At 58.5% G+C, this 18,842-nt stretch carries 16 protein-coding genes; 7 read left to right on the top strand and 9 right to left on the bottom strand.

All coding sequences use genetic code 11. From position 1 onward, the window contains the following. From HMPREF2787_RS06460 to HMPREF2787_RS06475, 4 genes are all read right to left on the bottom strand, one after another. On the bottom strand, nt 1-568 hold a 568-nt coding region (locus HMPREF2787_RS06460), incomplete at its 3' end, for a restriction endonuclease subunit S (RefSeq protein ID WP_141763275.1). Next, nucleotides 565-1,614, bottom strand: coding sequence for a virulence RhuM family protein (locus HMPREF2787_RS06465; RefSeq protein WP_070546541.1), 1,050 nt, complete (start codon nt 1,612-1,614; stop codon nt 565-567). The genes HMPREF2787_RS06460 and HMPREF2787_RS06465, both read right to left, overlap by 4 nt. Continuing rightward, entirely contained in the window at nt 1,607-3,184 is a 1,578-nt protein-coding gene (locus HMPREF2787_RS06470) for a type I restriction-modification system subunit M (RefSeq protein ID WP_070858826.1), read from the bottom strand. Before HMPREF2787_RS06470 ends, HMPREF2787_RS06465 begins: the two co-directional genes overlap by 8 nt. A gap of 99 nt (nt 3,185-3,283) precedes the next feature. Next, nucleotides 3,284-4,174: a class I SAM-dependent methyltransferase gene (locus tag HMPREF2787_RS06475; RefSeq protein WP_224784015.1), complete on the bottom strand. Its 891-nt coding sequence runs from the start codon at nt 4,172-4,174 to the stop codon at nt 3,284-3,286. 93 nt (nt 4,175-4,267) lie between these two features. Here HMPREF2787_RS06475 and HMPREF2787_RS06480 point away from each other — a divergent pair, with 93 nt between their 5' ends. Next, complete coding sequence (locus HMPREF2787_RS06480; protein ID WP_070858828.1) at nt 4,268-5,446, top strand: glycosyltransferase family 4 protein; 1,179 nt, start codon at nt 4,268-4,270, stop codon at nt 5,444-5,446. Here the strand turns inward: HMPREF2787_RS06480 and HMPREF2787_RS06485 are convergent. Both HMPREF2787_RS06485 and HMPREF2787_RS06490 read right to left on the bottom strand, forming a co-directional pair. After that, complete coding sequence (locus HMPREF2787_RS06485) at nt 5,426-7,258, bottom strand: MmpA family trehalose lipid delivery protein (RefSeq protein ID WP_070858830.1); 1,833 nt, start codon at nt 7,256-7,258, stop codon at nt 5,426-5,428. The genes HMPREF2787_RS06480 and HMPREF2787_RS06485 overlap by 21 nt on opposite strands. 81 nt (nt 7,259-7,339) lie before the next feature. Then, nucleotides 7,340-8,500 carry a cell envelope lipid trafficking protein PgfA gene (locus HMPREF2787_RS06490; RefSeq protein ID WP_048734381.1) on the bottom strand — a complete coding sequence of 387 codons (1,161 nt, stop codon included), beginning with the start codon at nt 8,498-8,500 and terminating at the stop codon, nt 7,340-7,342. Between the two features lie 196 nt (nt 8,501-8,696). Here HMPREF2787_RS06490 and HMPREF2787_RS06495 point away from each other — a divergent pair, with 196 nt between their 5' ends. Then, entirely contained in the window at nt 8,697-9,977 is a 1,281-nt protein-coding gene (locus HMPREF2787_RS06495) for an acyltransferase family protein (RefSeq protein WP_049193188.1), read from the top strand. A gap of 6 nt (nt 9,978-9,983) precedes the next feature. On the opposite strand, the gene HMPREF2787_RS06500 is transcribed toward HMPREF2787_RS06495, so the two are convergent. The 3 genes from HMPREF2787_RS06500 to HMPREF2787_RS06510 all read right to left on the bottom strand — a co-directional run bounded on the left by HMPREF2787_RS06500 (nt 9,984) and on the right by HMPREF2787_RS06510 (nt 14,473). Further along, the gene (locus HMPREF2787_RS06500; protein ID WP_070858831.1) at nt 9,984-13,574 is read right to left on the bottom strand and encodes an alpha-(1->3)-arabinofuranosyltransferase domain-containing protein; all 3,591 of its coding nucleotides are present in this window, start codon (nt 13,572-13,574) and stop codon (nt 9,984-9,986) included. A gap of 29 nt (nt 13,575-13,603) precedes the next feature. Further along, nucleotides 13,604-13,798 carry a DUF2613 domain-containing protein gene (locus HMPREF2787_RS06505; RefSeq protein WP_005510537.1) on the bottom strand — a complete coding sequence of 65 codons (195 nt, stop codon included), beginning with the start codon at nt 13,796-13,798 and terminating at the stop codon, nt 13,604-13,606. A 195-nt stretch (nt 13,799-13,993) separates the two neighbouring features. Beyond that, nucleotides 13,994-14,473 (bottom strand): universal stress protein, encoded by a 480-nt coding sequence (locus HMPREF2787_RS06510; protein WP_005510532.1) that lies wholly within the window; start codon nt 14,471-14,473, stop codon nt 13,994-13,996. A gap of 185 nt (nt 14,474-14,658) precedes the next feature. Here HMPREF2787_RS06510 and HMPREF2787_RS06515 point away from each other — a divergent pair, with 185 nt between their 5' ends. The 5 genes from HMPREF2787_RS06515 (at nt 14,659) to HMPREF2787_RS11270 (ending at nt 18,804) form a co-directional block, all read left to right on the top strand. Next, complete coding sequence (locus tag HMPREF2787_RS06515) at nt 14,659-15,990, top strand: MFS transporter (protein ID WP_083326669.1); 1,332 nt, start codon at nt 14,659-14,661, stop codon at nt 15,988-15,990. Between the two features lie 56 nt (nt 15,991-16,046). Then, entirely contained in the window at nt 16,047-17,216 is a 1,170-nt protein-coding gene (locus HMPREF2787_RS06520) for a sensor histidine kinase (protein WP_070858833.1), read from the top strand. After that, nucleotides 17,213-17,860, top strand: coding sequence for a response regulator transcription factor (locus tag HMPREF2787_RS06525; RefSeq protein ID WP_070858835.1), 648 nt, complete (start codon nt 17,213-17,215; stop codon nt 17,858-17,860). The genes HMPREF2787_RS06520 and HMPREF2787_RS06525 overlap by 4 nt, the downstream gene beginning before the upstream one ends. A 71-nt stretch (nt 17,861-17,931) precedes the next feature. Then, complete coding sequence (locus tag HMPREF2787_RS11260; RefSeq protein WP_070429408.1) at nt 17,932-18,321, top strand: recombinase family protein; 390 nt, start codon at nt 17,932-17,934, stop codon at nt 18,319-18,321. 15 nt (nt 18,322-18,336) lie between these two features. After that, complete coding sequence (locus HMPREF2787_RS11270) at nt 18,337-18,804, top strand: recombinase zinc ribbon domain-containing protein (protein WP_224433374.1); 468 nt, start codon at nt 18,337-18,339, stop codon at nt 18,802-18,804. Nucleotides 18,805-18,842: the final 38 nt, after the last annotated feature.

Below are 18,842 nucleotides of genomic sequence, written 5' to 3' on the forward strand. Positions count from 1 at the left end.
CTTCCAGCTCCGCTTCCAGCTCCGCTTCCAGCGATTGGAAGGTATCGAGAATTTTTACAATTTCTTGTTGTATCTCAATCGGAGGGCATGGTGTCATCACTTTTGACATTGCTGCTGAAGAAATACGACGAACTTTTGTTCCGGTAATCCAGCGTTCGATTGATCGATGGAAAAGTGAACTATTAAAGAAGTATGAAACAAACTTTGGATTCATACTGTGTCGGAAGATATAACCGTCTCCGCTTGTAACAATCTCCTCAGTGCCCAGCCAAGCCGTGGCTTTGCCCAAATCTTCATCGTTTTCAGAAGTGGTAGCGATAAAAACGTCACCAGGCAGCATCTTCCGCTTCTTCGCAGCGAAGTCATCGCTGACAAATGACTTAGTTTCCGTAGCCCAGATTCCGTAGTGGGTATAAATCTGGCCGTAGTGAATACAGCCGACACCGCTTTCGGTGAAGTCTTTCTTCTGGAGTCCGCCACCACGACTGAAAGTGCCAACCTCGCCCAGCGGTTTGTACTCCACACCATTCGGGCAGAGTTCCTCGATGAGTTTTTCGATCTGGTTCACTTCTGCTCCTTCGGTGGTTGCTGGATCTGCTTCTGAACTGCAGTGATTTCCTTGAGATAGTCCCGTTCCACACCACTCGGTTGGGTATCAATCACTGATTTGTACTTCTCGTATTCCGCATGGGCCTTCTGTATCGCTTGGCGGTGGGAAACCGTTCCTGCTCCCTCCAAGGACTTGCCACCCATGGCCGCAATCATTGTGGTGAGGTGATCCATCCAGTCCGCCATATACGTCGGCTGGTGCATCTGGGCACGGAACTCTGCCGCATCGAAGTAGGCAGAAACCAAGGTATTCAGGCGTTTTAGCTCGTCCTCGGCAAGGTAGTTTTTGGCAATCTCCACCTCAGCCTTGGTGATGCGCTCGCCCTTCCAATTGGTCAACCCCATGTTTGGCTTTGTGGCATCCGAACGCTCGAAAACCACCTCGGCTGCCGTGTGGCCGTGAGCACCAAAATGAAGTTTATTCTGGACCGTCGCAAAGAACTGCTTACTCACAGCGGCCCGCGGATCGTAATCCACGCTGGTGGCGTACAAATCTAGAACCTGGCGATGAATGACCTTCGCACTAGAGCGAATATCGCGGATGCGCTCCAGCAATTCACGCCAGTATGTTCCGCCACCGCCCTCTTTCAGGCGCTCATCGTCCATGGCGAAGCCCTTAATCAGGTATTCGCGCAAAACGCCTAGCGCCCACTGTCGGAACTGAGTACCCCGCAAGGACCTCACTCGGTAGCCCACGGAGATAATCACGTCGAGGTTGTAGTGCTCCCGCTCGCGCGAAACTTCCCTTGAGCCTTCGAGTCGAACTGTTCGGAATTTCCGAACAGTTGCCTCTGACCTGGGCAGCTCGCCTTCCGCAAACACATTCCTAATATGTTCGGAGACATTCGCCTTCGACGACTGAAACAGCTCCACCATTTGGGCCTGGGTGAGCCAGACGGTTTCGTCGACAAGCCGTACCTCAATGCGAGTAGCGCCGTCGTCCGTGCGGAACATCACCAGCTCGCCCGCAGACGCCATGCTCATGTCGCCGTTCGTGTCAGACATCGGTGCGGGTTCCCTCAAGATCTGCCACAATCTCATCGATTGCCTCGCGCAGCTGGCGCTGGCGCTCCACGATGCCAACAATCTGCTTATTCAGCTCTACGATGTCAATGACCTCGCGGGTGTCCTCGGGCTCGACATAGGAGGAAACTGCGATGTTGTAGTCGTTTTCTGCAATCTCCTCAGCGGGCACCAGCTTGGTGAAATACTCCACATCCTCGCGGGCAGTGAAGGCATCCAGAATCTTCTTCTGGTTCTTGTCATTCAGTCGGTTCTTGTTGCCACTGCGCTCAAACTCTGCGGAGGCATCAATGAAGAGAACCGAATTGTCCTTCTTCGACTTCTTCAACACGATGATGCAGGTCGCGATGGTGGTGCCGAAGAAAAGATCCGGCGGCAGCTGAATAACCGTATCCACATAATTGTTATCCACCAGGTACTTGCGGATCTTCTTCTCCGCGCCGCCACGGTAAAGCACACCGGGGAACTCAACAATTGCGGCTGTTCCATTCGTCGCAAGCCACGAGAGAATATGCATCGTGAACGCCAAGTCGGCCTTCGACTTTGGCGCAAGGACGCCTGCCGGTGCGTAGCGCGGATCGTTAATCAGCAGAGGATTATTATCGCCTTCCCACTTTATGGAGTAGGGCGGGTTGGACACAATCGCCTCAAACGGCTGATTGTCCCAGTGCGCAGGTTCAGTGAGCGTATTGCCCAGCGCAATGTCGAAATTGTTGAAGTTCACATCGTGCAAGAACATGTTGATGCGCGCAAGGTTATACGTGGTCAGGTTGATTTCCTGGCCGTAGTAGCCCTCGCGGACGCCGCCTTCGCCAAGCACTTTCTTGAACTTCAACAGCAACGAACCGGAGCCAACAGCCGGGTCGTACACCCTGTTCACGCTATCCTTGCCCACCACAGTGATCCGGGTCAGCAGCTCAGAGACCTCCTGCGGCGTGTAGTACTCGCCACCGGACTTGCCTGCCTGAGAGGCATACATGCCCATCAAGTACTCGTAGGCATCGCCGAATAGGTCGATGGAGTTGTCATCGGCTTTAACGGTGAGAGGCATATTGCCGATATGCCTCATCAGCTCGTAAATCTTGTTATTGCGTTCGATGACCGAGTTGCCAAGCTTGTTGCTGTCCAGGTTGATGTCGTCGAAAAGCCCTTGAAGATCGCTTTCGCTAGCGGTGCCTTTTGCAGATGCTTCGATATTTTTGAATACCTGCTGCAGTCGCTCATTGAGGTTCTCGCGGTAATGTTCGTCAGCCGCCTGCTTGCAGACATTCGTAAACAACTCAGAGGGCAAAATGAAGTAGCCCTTTTCCTCGACGATACTGGTGCGTCCCCACTCAGCATCCTTGTCAGAAAGGGAAGCGTAATCCGCGTCCTCATTTCCGGCGTCACGTTCGCCGTCATCGATGTACTCGGAGAGCTTCTCTGAGATGAAGCGGTAGAACATCATGCCGAGCACATAAGACTTAAAATCCCAACCGTCCACGCTGCCACGCAAGTCGTTGGCGATGTTCCAAATAGTCCTGTGCAGCTGTGCCCGGTCCGCGTCGCTCATAGTGAAAATCCCCGCTCAATCAGTAAAAATGCTTGAGCTCCCAGTCTAGTGGCAGACGATACGAAGTCAGGGGAGCACGCTCCGAGAGAAACTGGCCCCCTACCGCTTCCGCAGCACCAGCACCAGGTTCGACACCGCGAACTCGCGCAGCCCCGGTACGTGCACCATCCACCAGGCCCACCACGGGTGGTAACGCGGAAACGCGGCTAGCAGTTCACAGTCGCCAGCCTCCGCCGCAGCGCGCGCCCACTTCAACCCTTCACCGCAACCGACCTTGAACAGGGACTCGCCAAAGTAGTTCTTCGGTCGCTTGCCGTGCTTCTTCTCATACATGCGCCGCGCGCGGTCGCCGCCCAGGTAATGTGTCATCCCCATCTCGTGACCACCGAATGGGCCGTACCAAATGGTGTAGGAGTAGACGACCAGCCCGCCCGGCTTGGTCACACGCAGCATTTCCTCGCCCATCGTCCATGGCTCGGGCACATGCTCGGCAACGTTCGATGAGTATGTCAGGTCAAAAGCATCATCGCGAAACGGCAGTTCCAGCCCCGATCCGCGTACCGATGACTCCAGCTTGATACCCGCCGCCGCCATCTCGCCCACATCTGGTTCACAGGTGTAATATTCCACGCCACGCTGGGCAAATGCTCGGCCAAAGTACCCGGGTCCGCCGCCGACATCAAGGATGCGCTTGCCACGCAGTGCGGTATTCGTCGTAACGCTTGACGACGTGCCCCCTGCGCCCGGCGACTCCGCCGTACCGACGGTGCCCGTCGCATCCACCGCGCCCACTGAACCATCCGCGCCAGCCGCGATGCCTTCTAGGAGGCCGATGGTGTCTTCGGCAAGGTGCCCGTAGAAGATATCGGGATCGGTTTGCTCGTATTTGAAGTCGTTGAGCAGCCCAAATGAGCGCGACAGCGTAGCAAAGCTGCGCAGCTCTTTCAGAGCGGGCGGGACGATAAAAGCGGGAAAGCGAAAGCTGGTCACGTCAAACAATCTAATGGACTGGTTGGGTTTGGGAGTATGGATTTGAGCTAAAGCGGCAACGAAAGCCGCGCCGAGCGTTAGGCTCATATTGTTATGAAAATCTTACTGTTGTGTTGGCGCGACACTGGTCATCCCGAAGGTGGAGGTAGTGAGCGCTATTTGGAGCGCGTCGCAGGTTACCTTGCCGACCAAGGTCACACCGTGGTGTTCCGCACGGCCAACTACCCAGGCGCACCAGCCCATTCGCGTCGTGATGGCGTGACGTTCTCCCGCGCTGGTGGAAACTTCTCCGTCTACGTGCGCTCCTGGACTGCGATGCTGGGGGCGCGATTTGGTGTGGGGCCAATTGCCAAGGTGCTCGGCGGCAAGCCGGATGTCGTGGTCGATACCCAAAACGGTGTCCCCTTTTTCGCGCGGATTTTCTCCGGCGCACCGACGGTGCTGCTAACACATCACTGCCACCGCGAACAGTGGCCAGTGGCAGGGCCGATTATTAGCAAGCTTGGGTGGTTCATCGAGTCGCGTCTGTCGCCGATGATTCACCGCCGCTGCCGCTACATTACAGTTTCCGAGCCAAGTGCCGCTGAACTGGTAGAACTCGGAGTGTCGCCGGGGCGCATCGCGGTAATCCGCAATGGTGTGGACCCGATTCCGGAGGAGTTGCAGTCGACCGAAATCATGGCGGACCTATCCGAGTGCGACGGTCCAGCACCGCATTTAGTGACGCTGTCGCGATTGGTTCCGCATAAGCAGATTGAGCACGCCATCGATGTGCTTGCAGATCTTGTACAAGATCGTCCAGGTGCGATTCTCGATGTTATTGGTTCGGGGTGGTGGCACGACAACCTCGTGGAATATGCCCGTGACAAGGGCGTTTCGGACCACGTCGTCTTCCACGGCCAGGTCACCGAGGCGGATAAACACCGCATCCTCTCCAAGGCGTGTCTGCACCTGATGCCTTCGCGCAAGGAGGGTTGGGGGCTCGCCGTCATCGAATCAGCGCAGCACGGCGTGCCGACGGTCGGTTACCGCTCCTCGGCGGGCTTGCGCGATTCGGTCAACGACGGTGAAACTGGCCTGCTGGCCAGCGATGAAGCTGACCTGATTGCCAAGACACGACAGATTCTCGATAACGGCGAACTGCATCGCGCAATGTCCAAGGCCTGCGTCGCCCGTGCCGCGGAATTTGGCTGGGACAAGACCGGTGAGGCAGTTCTGAATGTCTTGGAAAACCCAACACTGGATAAGTTGCTACCTGCGGCGGGGCAGTAGCGCTTCCATTACTCCAGTCAGTAGCCCCGCCAGCAGCCCAGCGAGTAGGCAAAGAGTCCAGATTCCAAAGGCTGTCCACGCAGCTGCATAGGCCCCCTGGCTTGGTTGTGTGGCCGGCTCGATAACGCCGGGGACATGGTATAGCTGCAGGTCAGGTGTTTCATAGACGGGGTCTAACGCTGCCACAATGTCAGCGGAGTCGCCGAAGTTGCCGGGCGAATTCTCCACTAGGACCCAGCCAACGCCTTGGTCTCGAAGACTCTGGAGCGCAGACTCAAGCTCCTCGTGTCTCTTCGCACCACCGAGCAGCGTGCGCTCAACGGTTGTGGCTCCCTCGCCAGACACCGACTGCCCAGAGACAATCAGTTCGCCAGAGCTCACCACCGGAGCGGGCAAAATCTTCGTAGCCGGGTCGAGGACAGGACGCCCATTAATAATGCGGTAAGAACCGGCAGGTAGAACCGCAACGCGATCGTCGTCAAGCGCGACCACGCCGGAAACCGCCGACCAGCCCTCCCATGACGGAATGGGGCGAAGTGGAGCGACATCGGCGGGCAGCGTGGGGACAGCGGCGATGATGATGAGCGCGCTGACGCCAGTAGCCAACCACTGGCCGATATTGGCGGTGGCCCCGCGAGCGCGGCGTGCCAGGTATTCCGCACCGCTTGCGGCGAGGATGACATAGGCGGGGACGGCGAGCGCGATCCACTTTTGCGTATCACGAAGCAGGCCCGCGCCCGGGATGTGCTCCAGCGCCCAACCCATCATCAAAATGCCCGGCGTTGTTGCGGCGAGAGCGACGAGCATGATGGCTGTGGCGCCAGTGATAATCAGCCCCCGCCAGCGCTCTTGCGAATGCCAGGCACGACGGAATCCCAGACCCATAAGCACCAGGAGTGCCAGCACCATAATCGCCGAAAAACCAACCTCGCGCGTCAGTGGCACAGCCTGCTTATTCCAGATGCCACCCAATCCCAACAGGCTGCCGAGCGTGCCGACGTGTGCCTCTGCTCTGGCCGCAAATGCGGCAGCGCCAGCCGCATCGGAGGACCCAGCTGCACTCGGGTTCAGCAAAGATGCCACTAGCCACGGTGAACTGACCGCTACTGTTGTGGCCACAATCCAAGCGCGGTCGCGGTTATTGCGAGCGGTAACAATGCCGGTGATACCAGCTAAAAGGGCACCGGTCGGTGTGAGACCCGCAGCAGCAATGGCACTGGTGCGCCACAAGGCACTACCCATCTGCGTTGCCAGAACAACTGCCGGAAGTAGCAATACGGCGATGACCAGTGACCACTGTCCCTGGAGTAAACGCTCGACCACGAACGGGTTCCAGAGCAGCATCGTCGGTGCAATCAGCTGGCTGGCCAAGCTCGGAGTCATGGGTACAAGGCCCGCACCGGATGCGCTACTGGTGCCCGAGCCGTGGCGAGTGAACCTGCGGGCGAGCTCAGCAGCTGCAAGACCACCAATCAAACAGGCGCCCACCATGCCGAAGCGCACCCAATGGCTGGCATCCACAAAGTAGCCCAGTGCCCACAGTGCGGTGTCCTGCGGAACAGCTCGTGCCGCAGCGGGGCCGAGTCCCAGGGCCGCGTCGGTAAGCGGTGGGTGATTGGGGATGACCATGTCGCGCAGCAGAAACATCGGTGCCCCAAAGCGACCATCAGCCGGGGCCTTGTGAGGCACAAAGAGAGGCCAGCACACGGCAGTGGTCAGCAAGAGAATCCACGACAACACAAAAACCCAGGCGACTCGCTCCGAATGAGAGCGAGCCGACTGGGTCAGAGTAGTGCGGAAACGTTTTGTCACGTGCCCTATATTAAATTATTTTTCGCTTTCCTCAGTGAAACTTAGGGTAAGCGAGAGCCTGTGGCACCGTAGTTTCGCGTCTTAGGCGGACTTGCTGCGAACACGGAAGCCAATCACGATGAGAACCAGGCCGAGGATACCGAGAATCCACGGTGCGACAGTGCCACCGATAGTCAGCGACTTACGGGCTTCCTTAGCGCGGTCCATCTGGCGGCCCTTGGAGCCTTCGTCCCACTGAGCGGTGTACTTCATTGCGGTACGGTTCTGCTCCTTGGCCTCCTTTTCACGGCCAGCCTTGGAAGCAATTTCTTCCGCTTCCTTGTCGTCCTTGGCGTAGAACATGAACATCTCTTCAGTACCGTTGACGATCACGCCAGAGGTCGGCTCGACGCGGACAGTACGGACGTTGGTGTAGTAACGATCCAGCTCGACGTCGTCGTCACCCTCCAGGCCCCACTTGTGAGCCGGGAAGCTCAGGCGCATGGAAGCCAGCGAGGACTTGTCAGCCTCGGTGAGCTTGCGGCCGTCGCGAGTGAAGTGTTCGGTCAGGGACTCGTAGAGGTTCTGCGGCGGAATGGTCATGGAGTACTTGTAGACCTTGACGCCATCCTGAGTTTCCTCACCGACAAAGTCAATCTCGAAGTTACGCATCGCCTGGACGTCGTAGTACGGGTAGGACTTCTTCTCAGCGCCAAACGGGAACTGGTACTGGATGCCCGGACGGGTGAATGTCGGCGGCTTGGTGTCCGAACCACCCTGCGGTGCGTTAATAGCAACGCTGGAGATCGGGTCATCTACCGGGTACGCAGTGCTGCGGTCGACGGTGATGCGGTCGAGGGTCGCATTGATGAGGTTCTTCGGCTCTTCGCGGTCATCGCGCAGCAGAGTGGTACCGACCTGGAGGGTTGCAATCTTGTCGTCAGCCGGCTCCTCAATCTCAACGTGGCGCTTCGACTGCATCGGAGTCTTGTCGTTGATGAAGCAGTGGACCGGGAGGTCGCGCTTCTCTTCGTCCGTCTCTGCCTTGCAGCGCGGGTCATTCTTGCGGTTTGGCGTTGGCTCATTCTTGCCCAGCTGGCTGGAGTCCAACAGGGTGCCGTCGCGCACCTCCGTGATGGTGTCGCTCACAGTGTCAAGTGGGATGACCCGGAGGCGAGGCACCAGGAAGGTTGGCAGAAGGACGGCAATGACAATCAATGCAGCACCGATGATAATCAGTGCATGTCCGAGAGTTCTCTTCATCAGCGGATAGTCCTTTAACTGTACGTAACTTTCTGCTGCAAAACCTAGCAGGAAGTTAGGAGTTATGTGGTGTGTTTTTTAAAAATAACTTGTCGGGAAAACAAAAGAGTTTTGGAAAAACCGGCCTGAACAGGACTTATTTCATAATAAAATACAAGTGATTTTACTCATTCCGGTATCCGTGTAAGAAAGTACTATGACGTCCAAGGCATATGCGGCAGCGCCAAACGCTGGGCAAGACACAGTGTCGAGCTCTGTGCCGAACTCTACGCCGAACACTGCATCCAGCTCGGGATCCAACACTGCATCGAGCTCTGCCACCACATTCCGCCCAGGCTTCCTGCCTTCGCTGGAGGGCCTGCGAGCTGTGGCTTCGATGGGCATCATCGGCACGCACGTCGCATTCCAGACCGGGCATGATGTGGGAGCCCTGTGGGAGCGCATCCTCGGCCGCTTCGACTTCTTCGTGGCCGTATTCTTCGTGCTGTCCGGATTCCTGTTGTGGCGTTCTCACCGCTCGGGTTACGGCGGAATTCCCCGTCGTAAAGCATTGTCCGATGCCGACGGCGGACGGAAGAAGAGCTGGGCGAAGTACTACAAGAAGCGCGTCGCGCGCATTATGCCCGCGTACTGGGTGCTAGTGCTTATTGTGCTCATCGCACTGCCGGTGGGGCGCGGCGCGGATCTCAAGATTTGGCTAACAAATCTGACGCTGACACAGGTGTATTTCTCCGGCTCGCTGCACGGTGGGTTGACGCACCTGTGGTCGTTGTCGGTGGAGGTCGCGTTCTACATCTCGCTGCCGCTGTTTGCCATTGGGCTTAGCCGGTTGGACCCGCATCGCCAGCAGGGGTGGCGCATAGTGGCGATTTCCCTGCTCGCGATCTTGAGCTTCGGCTGGCCCTACCTGCCACTGCCGTACCCAGAAGGCGTTAACCCACATATTCAGCCGATTGCCTACTTTTCCTGGTTCGCAGCTGGCATGATTCTTGCCGAGCTGGAATCGCTCCAGGGCGTCGATACCGATGCCGCCCGCGCGAAGGTGGAGACCATGCAGCGCTGGGCACGCCGCCGTTCGCTGTGGCTGGCAATCGCCGTTGGTGCGCTGGTTCTGGCTTCCTACCTGGGGCCCGAAGGGCTAGTCGAGCTCACCAACTGGGAATTCACCCGCCGCCTGCTGTGCGGTCTGGTCTTCGGTGCCGCCATCATCGGCCCCTGGACGATAGCGCCGGAGTCTCGCTTCCTCGAACACCCCATCATGCAGGCGCTAGGGCGCTGGTCGTACGGTATCTTCCTCTGGCACGTGGCGATGCTCTCCATTGCATTCCCGCTGCTTGGCGTGAAGCTGTTCACCGGACATCTGCTCAGTGTCACCATTGTCACGGTCGCACTGTCGATTCCGGTGGCCGCCGCCTCCTACGCGCTCGTCGAGGAACCTGCCCGCCGCTTCTTCGCACGCGTCTGGGTCAACCGCTAACGGCTTTTAATCAGCGGTGTTGTCGGTGTCGTCATCAGCACCGCCACCGGAAAGCATCGAGCAGCACGCCACGATCGTCAGCGCCGCCGTCAGCAGTAACTGAAGCGGCCAGCCGGCACCGGCGTAGTCATCCTTTGGCCATGGGTTCGCCGCCAGCACCAAGCCCGCAATCGACATCGTCGCAGCAAGCGCCACAATTAGTGCATTTCGCACGTTCAGCCATGGCTTGACGACGTCCCCACGCTTCCGTGCCCAGAAAACCGCACCAAGGGTAGCGGCAACCACCACGAGGGCAACGACCACGCCAGGCCAGCTGGATACCAGGGTCACTGTCGCGGCAGCCGCAATGCCAATAGCCGCCCGCGGCAAGTCATTGCCCAGCGAAGATGCGGAAATCGGGGCGGTGAGAGCGAAGCGTCGCCAAGCGAAAGCCAGCCCCACAGCGACCAGCGCGTACACGGCTGCGAGTGCGCCGCCTGCGAGGATTCCAGTACGCCAAGTCTGCTGCGGTGGGTAGGTCAGCTCGACTGCACCGCCAATTCCAGCCGGAATTGTCCAACCCTGCTGCCAACCAGAGACCGTTACCGGCTTCATGGCGGCACCTCCGACACGAAGCTCGTGGCCGGCATTGACAGAGATTGGCAGCCACACGATGCGATCGTGGTCGGCAGCGTCAATCGGATTGTTCAGATCGATTGGCGTGACTTTCTGCTGCTCGGCTGACGGCGCAAAGTAGTCAGTCGAGGTGAGCGACACCCAATCGGACTTGGCGTCGATGCGCCATGGCCCCGGCGAGAGCTCAATCTCTTCACCACAGGTCAGCTCGCGGTGATCAGAACCGTCACCTCGTTGGAGGCTGGCCCACGGGTCTCCGATGCTGCTGCGGCAGGTATCAGCATCGACCTTCACCTTTACCGGCTTCGGAACGGTGAACAGGCGCACCAGCGTGCCCTCGTGAATCTCCTGGCCAAAGACCCAACGCTGAGCCAGCGACGAGGAATTCGGTACCACCGGGACACGAACCGGCGTGAGGTCCTCTGCTATATCCTCGGCGGAAAGTTCCGCCTCTTCATCGGAATCGGGGTTGCTGGATTCGAATGCGTCGAAGCCAGTGTCCCGCTTTGGAATCACCAGTCCTAGCTCGGAGATAGCAAAGCCCACAGGAGCAATCTTTGCTGTGATGCGCACAGATGTGGTCTTGCCGCCGGGCAGCGGAATGCGAGTCGTCTCACCCGGGACCAACTGTACGGAGCTGGAAGCCGTATCGGTCTGGATGCGCAGTTGCGCCGGAACGCGAGCACCGGTCAGGCTGAGCACTGCGTTGTCGGTCGGTTCCTTCCACGACAACTTGACCCACTCAGCCTGACTCTTGCCCGCCAGGGGTTCCCACCAGGTGGAGGTGTCGCCGTCGAGCATTGCGTTGACTGAGTGGTCAGCCGATGCACCACCGACGTTGTATGGCTCAGAGGCCGACGATGAAACCTCAATTGTGGCGCGACCCGTTGCTGTCTGCGTCAGTGGCAGTCCCGCGACGGGGTAGTCCGGAACGAGGTTGCGGACATATGAGTCCTCGTCTTCGGCCAGGATTGCCGACTCCGCTCCGACGACTTCACCATAGTTGCGGCCGCGGCGTGCGGGAGTGTCGGTGACAGTGCCGGCGTTCTTACCGGACAGGATGCGCACCGGGGCATCGGAATCGACCTCATCAAGCCGCGGGAGCACTTCAGGACCACCGGCGACCAGCGGCACCTGTGTAGTGTCCACCAACCGCGGCGAAAGGGCGTGATTGCGCAGCTCCTTCGGGCCCGCGCCCCAAATCTGGATAGCGGTATGGCCGTCCTCGTCCGTGAACTCCGCCACCTTTTCCATGGTCGGGGAGTCCTGCAGCGTGGAGGTGATGGCGCGCAGCGAATCGCCCCTCGAGGTAACTCTCAAGTCGTGGCGGACCAGCACATAGCCGATGCCATTGTTGCGCAGGGTGGCATCCAGTGCCGGTACCTCGCGGCCCCGAGTCAGCGAATTGCGCAGACCATCGAGGCCGCGAATCGCCTCTGGGGGTACTAGCGGCACGGTATCGCGGACGGCCCAGGGCACGTCGGCAAGCGGCTGGAGCGGTTCGTCGCGAGTATTGCCCCATGTCTGATCAGCAAACGGAGATGACGGCATCACCAGCGTGCGGGTGTCCTCGCCCTGCTCATTCAGCCAGTCGGCCGCTTCGTGCCAGTAGCCCGGAACCTCGGAAAAACCGCCTGCCGGAGCGAGACGGGCGCTCCACGCAGGTGCGGTGGCACTGGCGATAACCACCAGAACCAGCATCGATGCGATAGCGCGCGGGTGCTTCTCAGGGTGCAGCCACTGCTGCCAGCCAGTGGCTGCTGAATCGCTCGCCGTCTCGTTCTTGTGCTCGTTCGCCGGCTCTCGCCACGGCCATGGCAGCTGGGCTGTCGCATGAGCGAAGCCGATAACAAGTGGCAGGCGCACAATTGTGTCGAATTTGTGCAGGTTGCGTACTGCTGCGAGCGTGGAATCGAGCACCTCTCGAGCCGATTCCCACACCAGCCCGAATGGCTCCGTCCAGGCCGCCACGATGACAAGCCCGATCAGCAGCATCATCAGCCACATCCGACGCAGCGGCAGTGAGCGCATGACCAAGCCAAGCAGACCAATCGCCGCCACAGCCAGAGTGGCGTAAATGAGGATGGGCTCCGCGACCAGAGCATTTCCGCCGACTCGCTCGAAAGAGACAAACGGGGTCCACGAAGTGGAGCCGCGGAGCGTTTCGCCGAGACTCAACCAACGAGTGGTCACGCCGGAGGACTCAATGTAGTCCGTAAACGGTGGCGAGTACTTGCCCAGCAGTAGTAGAGGCACAATCCACCACATGCTGACCGCTGCACACGCAGCCAGCCAACCGCCGAGCATCGCCCACGCACGCCCGCGACGAGGCCCCGTAAAAGCGAAGAAGAGCAGCATTAGACCTGCGGGGATGCAAGCCGCCGCTGTACTGACCGCATTGACCGCGCCAGTGCACAGTACCGCTAGACCGGACAGCAATACGGCGCGGGCAGTCGCGCGCCAGGGCAGTTCCTCGCGCCGGGCCGCGACCCGCAGGAGCGGAAGCAGAATCCACGGTGCCAGCGCTACGGGCCAGGTCTCGGACGAAATCGCGCCCAACGTCGTAATCACCCGCGGCGACAACGAGTACAACAACGCCGCCAGTACGCGAGAGGTATGCGTGCCGACGCTTATAGCTTCAGCCACGCGATATGCGCCGGTAAAAGCCAAGCAGAGAGTAAGACTCCACCACAGCGCCTGGATGATCCAGCCGGGCGCTAATACATCGGGCAGCAAACTGAACAGGGCGAAGAATGCGCCCTGTGGAAAGAGATAGCCATATGCCTGGTTTTGAAGCTGTCCCAGCGGCATGGTGTCTGACCACATGTTGAGCGAGGCGGACAAAAACCCGATGGGGTCTTCTGTCAGGTCGTGCTTTGTGTCAGCGACAGTCTTGCCGGGGGACTGGATGAATGCCAGCAGGCACAGCAAAACCCACCAAGGTACAAGCACGCGCTTACGCGCTCGAACAAAGGTGGGCATAGCGTTAAAGGAGGGTTAGCGTTAAAGACTTAACGCTGACCGTACTCGACACCGCCAAGCAGAGCGTCATCGGTGGAAACAGCCTGTGCTTCCGGAATTCGGTCTTCGGTCAGAGCCTGGCCGATGCCGAAGATAGCGGCACCACCGAGAAGGGCGCCAATGAGCGCCGAGGCCAGGGCAGGGCCAACGCTACGACGCTGCTCGGAATCAGTTTCGTATGCCATGTTGAGGACTCCTCGTGTGCATTAAGTCAATACTGTTTATAAAACTACACTCTGTGACATCTGTAAACCAGTGAAACAGCTGGGAATCTCTCCCTGCCTTGAATTTTGGGTGGTTTCAGCGGTCATTGAGTTTCTTAGTTGAGAGATTAACCCATTTTCTATCAGCTAAGTAAGTTTTTAAAAATTTTCTAGAAATTATTCCTTTTCCCCGGGAACGACGAGGACCGGGCGGCCAGCATTCTTCAGCAACGCGTCAGAGGTCGAGGCGGTAAACAGACCACGCAAGCCAGTCACACCGCGAGTGCCGGAGATAATCACGCCCGCATCGAGGTCGTGAGCTGCATCGACGATGGCCGACCAGATAGTAGTTTCAGTCTCTACCAAGTAGGGCTCCGCGACGAAGCCGGCCTCAGCGGCAATCTGCACACCCTCACGGCAAATACGGACGGCCTCGTCGTGAGCGGGATCGCCGTCTTCAGTAGTGGCGTCCCAGTCGGGCTGCATCATGCCAGAGGCGCCAGCAGTGCGTGCTGCAGCACGCTGTAGAGGCTCCCAGGCCGTCAGAATGTAGGCCTTCTTAACGCGCAGCAGTTTTCCGGCGTAGGCCAGCGCCCGCTTGGCTTCGTCGGAGCCGTCGTAGGCAATGAGCATGGAATCAGAAATCGGTTCAACCATTTTCGAGTTCAATCCTTACGTCAGAGATAGCCGAAAAACTGTCAATAGATACAGAAAAAGAGATGTCGCTGTAATCCAGGATAGGACAACAGCGACATCGAGTACGTCAATCTTTAAAGCTACTCCGAACGAGCGGCTTGAATCAGCTAGAGAGTCATTAACAGGAAGCGGTAACGTCCATTGTTATGGCAGCAGAACAAAATCCAGGGCAACCTCAACCAAAAGCTTCTGGGGCCTCGAAGAATGTCATCGCGCTCAGCGTTCCCGTTCTTGTTATCGCCGTAATCGTTGCGGCGCTGAACTTGCGCCCGAGTATTGCGTCGATTGGTCCGGTGCTCGATCAGCTCCTCTCCGACCTCGGCGCATCCTCCGCCTTTGGTGGTCTGATTACGGCCATTCCGGGGCTCGCGTTTTTCGCGATTGGGTTGTCCGCGGTGTCCGTCGGCAAGCGGATGGGCTTAAGCGGCGCGCTTACACTGTCTGCGACGTTGCTATTCGTCGGCCTTGCGGTGCGCCCGTGGGTGAGCAGCATCTGGCTATTCCTGTTGTTTACCGCGTTGTCGGTTGCGGGCATTGCACTGGGAAATGTGCTGCTACCTGCGTGGATTAAGGTGCACGGCGGTCGCCAAACGGTCGTGCTGATGATGCTGTACTCCAGCATGCTTGCCCTCGGCGGTGGACTGGGGCCGGCGACGGCATTTTTGATTAGCGATTCTCCCGAGACATCTGCAGGTGGTATCGAAATGTGGCGCTGGGCGCTTGCCGCATGGGCAATCACCGCCCTGGTGCAGCTCGTCGTGTGGTTGCCGCTGTGTGCACGCATCGGATTCGACTACCCGAAGGCGCCGGTCAGTGCCTCGGCAAGCACACCAATCTGGAAGTCACCGACAGCCATTGCGCTGGCAGTTTTCTTCGGCGTGCAGTCGATGAACGCCTACGTGCTCATGGGCTGGATGCCGAAAATGCTTATCGACGCAGGCATCAGCGTAAACATAGCCACTGCAGCGTCCATGATTGTTCAAGGGCTGGGCATCATCGGCGGTTTGCTGATGCCGCCGCTGATTGCACGGCTCCGCACCATGTCCTACGTCGCCTTTGGTCTCGGCTGCCTTTTCTTCCTCGGCTATGTGTTGATGATTTTGATTGACCAGCGGGGAACGGCGGAAACTGGTGCTGGATACGCGATTGGGGCTGCGTTCCTGCTGGGTGTGGGTGGTTTTTGTTTCCCCATGGCCATCGCACTGATTCCGGGCCGCACGCGCAGCCACGAGCTGACCGCGCGACTGTCCGGCTTCGTGCAGCCAATCGGCTACATCTTCTCCGCAGTCGGCCCCTTCCTGGTAGGCGTGGCCGCCGGAACCGCGGAAACATGGACACCGATTCTGGTCGTGCTGCTTGGCACCACGGTGGTGCTAGCAGTGCTTGGGTTGATTGTCGGTCGGCCAACGTACATTGATGACGAACTGGCCGACCGTGGTATCGGCGAAAAGAAGCCGGGACGTATTCAGCTCGACTGAATTTAGGGGAGTTAGCTCCACTGTATTTGGACACGGGCCAACTTAGCTTTGAAACTATGACAAAGAAAAAGAATTTAATCGCGCTGGCCTGGAGTTTTATTCTCGGACTGCTGTTCATTCCGGGATTGATTGTCTCCGCTTTTCTTCTGCCCTGGATTCCGCTCATTGGCCGCGGTGCCGATTGGCTCTCCCGGTGGGCAGCATCGTGGTCCGGCACCCCAATCGCCAACCGCGTGACCAATCGCTGGTTCGACATCCGCAACTTCGTCAACCTGCTCGTGCAGTTGGCCATTGGCTTTGTCACCTTCACAGCGTGGGTCGGCGGCGGGTTCACTGTCGGAGTGCTCTTCGCTGCACCATTCCTGGTTGATGAAGTGCAGTTTTTCAGCTGGACTCTGACTGACCCCACACAGAAAATCGGGGTTGCCTGGGTTTTCGCCATCGTCTTTTTGGTGCTGACCATCGCCATCAACCTCGGTGCTGGCCTGCTGTCCATTTGGCTCTCTCGCGTCATCCTCGCACCATCCAGTGAGGAAGTCAGCCAGTCCCGCGATGTGCTCATCGACTCTTTCTCAGGCGAGCGCCGTCGCATTGAGCGCGAGCTTCACGACGGTCCACAGCAACACCTGACCGCCTTGAAACTCAACATCGCTGCTGCTCGCATGGGTAAGACTGAAGAAGAAGTAGCCGAGGCACTCTCCGCCGCCGACCGCAATGCAACGCAGGCTCTTGCGCAGCTGCGCTCCGTGGTGCTTGGCGTTGCCCCGCCAGTGCTTTTCGAAAATGGCCTAGTCGCAGCAGTAGAGGAATTGGCAGCGCACTCTGGCATGGAGGTTTCTGTTCGTGAGGACGGTGTCTCCGACTTCGGCCCGATTGATGAAACCACAGCGCTGCTCGCTTACCACTGCGCAGCGGAGGGGCTGACCAACGCCACCAAGCATGGCCATGCCGATCGAGCTGATATCACTCTCGCGGTTCAGACTCCGAAGAAGGCGCTCGTGTCCCATCTGGGTACGCTTACGGTCACTGTGCGCGACAATGGCGAAGGCCTGGAAAAACCAACGAGTGCAGACGCTGTAGACGTCGTAAAGCATGACAGTGGAACCGGCATTGCGGGCCTGCGCGAACGGGCGGCAGCGCTCGGCGGAACCGTATCGCTCGCCAACGCAGATAGTGGTGCCGAATTGCGGCTGGAACTGCCCGTTCGCCAAGGAAGGACACGATGAAAGTACTGCTGGCAGAGGACTCCGTACTCCTGCGCGAGGGGCTGACCGGTCTGCTGCGAGCGCTGGGGCACGAGGTCGTCGCCGTCGGCGATGCAGATCAGCTGCTCGCCACCGCCGAAGAGCAAGCGTTCGATGTCATCGTCACCGATGTTCGGATGCCGCCGAACATGCGTGACGACGGACTGCTCGCGGTCTCCACACTTCGCCAGGACAACCCTGACCAGCCGGTTGTGGTACTCAGTCAATACGTGGCGGCCAGTTACCTGGATCGCCTGCTGCAGCATGGTGGCTTTGGGTACCTGCTGAAAGAACGTGTCTCGGATGTCGAGCACTTTGTCTCAGCACTGGAAGAGGTACGAAGTGGCGGTACCGTAGTTGACCCTGAGGTGGTTGCGACTCTGCTTACTGCAAAGCAGGACGGGATCGCTGCGCTGACCCCGCGCGAGCGCGAAGTGCTCGACCTGATGGCGCAGGGGCTCAGTAATAAGGAAATGGAAAAGCGCCTGGTGCTAACCGCTGGTGCAGTGAGTAAACATGTGGCGAATGTGTTCTTGAAGCTTGGCTTCCAACCGGAAGATAACAACCGTCGTGTCAAAGCCGTGTTGCGGTGGCTGAGGTACACCGCGCCGTCGCCATCCTCGTAAACCGCGACCACGTAAAAGCCCCACGCCAACTCCTCCGAAACGGGAGTCGGCGTGGGGATTATGGGTAATTGGTGCTACTCGGATATAAGAAAGGCGAGGGTGGAAGCCTCGTCATCGACGAGACGCAGGCTCCGACCGTGCGGTTGATCTACCAGCTGTTCCTTGATGGGATAGCGATCAGTGAGATTAAAACCGAGCTCGCTGCCCGCAAGATTCTCACCCCGCGCGGGAAAGAAGTGTGGTCAACCTCGACAGTGTGCTCCATCCTGTCCAACGAAAAATACAAGGACGACGCCCTGCTGCAAAAGACGTTCACCACCGATTTCCTTACTAAGAAGATGAAGGTCAACGAAGGCGAAGTACCCCAATACTATGTATCAGGTAATCATGAGCCGATTACCGAACCGCGTATCTGGGATCAGATGCAATACGAACTCGCCACCAGGCATGGCAACATATAGTCAGCGAAAGTCGGGTTGTTCTCCACCCGGCTGGAATGTGCTCGGTGTGGGGCGTGGTATGGGCGTAAAACGTGGGCGTCGAACACGAAATGCAAAGACGCAGTTTGGCAATGCAACCATAAATACACAGACGAACATCCCTGCAGCAGCGCGACGGTGAAAGACGAGCAGATCGAAGCGCTGATTGCGGAAAACCAGCGGTGTGCGCTCGACCAGGACGCCTGCCAATCCGCGTACGCCGAACTCGATACTACCTACCGTAAGACGCTCGCACGTAGAACAAGCCTGGAAAAAGATATCGCAGCGAACACCGCCAAGCACGCCGCCATCACCACAACCCTGAATGATCTGACAGGGGAACCTGTGAGCGAGTTTCACCCCGCACAATGGAGCGCACTTATCGACCACGCCATTGTCACCGAGGACGCGATCCGGTTCGTGTTCCGCACCGGTGAACAGGTGAGGATTGCCCTGAAAGGGTGATGTTCGTATCAGTTGACGTGCACAGTAGACACACCTCC

Source organism: Corynebacterium sp. HMSC061H03 (genome assembly GCF_001838215.1).
GTDB lineage: Bacteria > Actinomycetota > Actinomycetes > Mycobacteriales > Mycobacteriaceae > Corynebacterium > Corynebacterium jeikeium_D.

What these genes read in the sequence shown, in the direction of transcription:
- HMPREF2787_RS06465 (WP_070546541.1), bottom strand. Translation starts at nt 1,614, where the DNA reads ATGTCTGACACGAACGGCGACATGAGCATGGCGTCTGCGGGCGAGCTG.
- HMPREF2787_RS06470 (WP_070858826.1), bottom strand. Translation starts at nt 3,184, where the DNA reads ATGAGCGACGCGGACCGGGCACAGCTGCACAGGACTATTTGGAACATC.
- HMPREF2787_RS06480 (WP_070858828.1), top strand. Translation starts at nt 4,268, where the DNA reads ATGAAAATCTTACTGTTGTGTTGGCGCGACACTGGTCATCCCGAAGGT.
- HMPREF2787_RS06490 (WP_048734381.1), bottom strand. Translation starts at nt 8,500, where the DNA reads ATGAAGAGAACTCTCGGACATGCACTGATTATCATCGGTGCTGCATTG.
- HMPREF2787_RS06495 (WP_049193188.1), top strand. Translation starts at nt 8,697, where the DNA reads ATGACGTCCAAGGCATATGCGGCAGCGCCAAACGCTGGGCAAGACACA.
- HMPREF2787_RS06500 (WP_070858831.1), bottom strand. Translation starts at nt 13,574, where the DNA reads ATGCCCACCTTTGTTCGAGCGCGTAAGCGCGTGCTTGTACCTTGGTGG.
- HMPREF2787_RS06505 (WP_005510537.1), bottom strand. Translation starts at nt 13,798, where the DNA reads ATGGCATACGAAACTGATTCCGAGCAGCGTCGTAGCGTTGGCCCTGCC.
- HMPREF2787_RS06510 (WP_005510532.1), bottom strand. Translation starts at nt 14,473, where the DNA reads ATGGTTGAACCGATTTCTGATTCCATGCTCATTGCCTACGACGGCTCC.
- HMPREF2787_RS06515 (WP_083326669.1), top strand. Translation starts at nt 14,659, where the DNA reads ATGGCAGCAGAACAAAATCCAGGGCAACCTCAACCAAAAGCTTCTGGG.
- HMPREF2787_RS06520 (WP_070858833.1), top strand. Translation starts at nt 16,047, where the DNA reads ATGACAAAGAAAAAGAATTTAATCGCGCTGGCCTGGAGTTTTATTCTC.
- HMPREF2787_RS06525 (WP_070858835.1), top strand. Translation starts at nt 17,213, where the DNA reads ATGAAAGTACTGCTGGCAGAGGACTCCGTACTCCTGCGCGAGGGGCTG.